Here is a 1,235-nt window from a genome sequence, read left to right on the forward strand (position 1 = left end):
CCCGTCGGAAACCGGGAGGACCGTCTCCCAAGGCTAAATACTTCCCAGTGACCGATAGTGAACCAGTACCGTGAGGGAAAGGTGAAAAGCACCCCGGGAGGGGAGTGAAAGAGATCCTGAAACCGTGTGCTTACAAGTAGTTGGAGCCCCCTTCGGGGGGTGACAGCGTACCTTTTGTAGAATGGACCGGCGAGTGGCGATTCTAAGCGAGGTTAAGCTGAAGAGGCGGAGCCGCAGCGAAAGCGAGTCTGAAGAGGGCGACTAAGTTTAGGGTTGCCGACCCGAAACCGTGTGATCTACCCATGTCCAGGGTGAAGTTCAGGTAACACTGAATGGAGGCCCGAACCCACGCATGTTGAAAAATGCGGGGATGAGGTGTGGGTAGGGGTGAAATGCCAATCGAACACGGAGATAGCTGGTTCTCCCCGAAATAGCTTTAGGGCTAGCCTCGGACGAGCGAGGCCTGGAGGTAGAGCACTGATTGAACAAGGGGTCCCCACAGGATTACCGAGTTCTGTCAAACTCCGAATGCCAGGCGCTTGCGTCCGGGAGTCAGACGGCGAGTAATAAGATCCGTCGTCGAAAGGGAAACAGCCCAGACCGCCGACTAAGGTCCCTAAGTTTGTGCTAAGTGGGAAAGGATGTGGCGTTGCCCAGACAACCAGGATGTTGGCTCAGAAGCAGCCACCATTTAAAGAGTGCGTAATAGCTCACTGGTCGAGTGGCGCTGCGCCGAAAATGTAACGGGGCTAAAGCACAGCACCGAAGTCGCGGCTGACCCTTCGGGGTCAGGGTAGGGGAGCGTTCCAGGGGCATTGAAGGCAAACCGGAAGGTTTGTTGGAGCGCCTGGAAGTGAGAATGCCGGTATGAGTAACGAAAAGAGGAGTGAGAATCTCCTCCGTCGAAAGCCCGAGGTTTCCTGAGGAAGGTTCGTCCGCTCAGGGTTAGTCGGGACCTAAGCCGAGGCCGAAAGGCGTAGGCGATGGACAACAGGTGGAAAGTCCTGTACCGCCGCAGCGCGTTTGAGCGAAGGGGGGACGCAGGAAGGCACGGCTGGCGCACGATTGGAAGGGTGCGTTCAAGCCGGCGAGCCGGCAGCGAGGCAAATCCCGCTGCAGGAAGCGAGCCGGTGATGAGGAGGGAAATTAAGTACCGAAGAGCCATGACCTACACTGCCGAGAAAAGCCTCTAGTGAGCAAAGCGGCGCCCGTACCGAAACCGACACAGGTAGGCT

The 1,235-nt window shown here is 57.2% G+C and carries 1 rRNA gene; it reads left to right on the plus strand.

The window, feature by feature from the left end:
• A 23S ribosomal RNA gene (locus tag D889_RS0114780) occupies window positions 1–1,235 on the plus strand; the annotation flags it as partial.

Origin of the sequence: Sporolactobacillus vineae DSM 21990 = SL153, from assembly GCF_000377985.1 — a bacterium.
Classification (GTDB): Bacteria; Bacillota; Bacilli; order Bacillales; family Sporolactobacillaceae; genus Sporolactobacillus; species Sporolactobacillus vineae.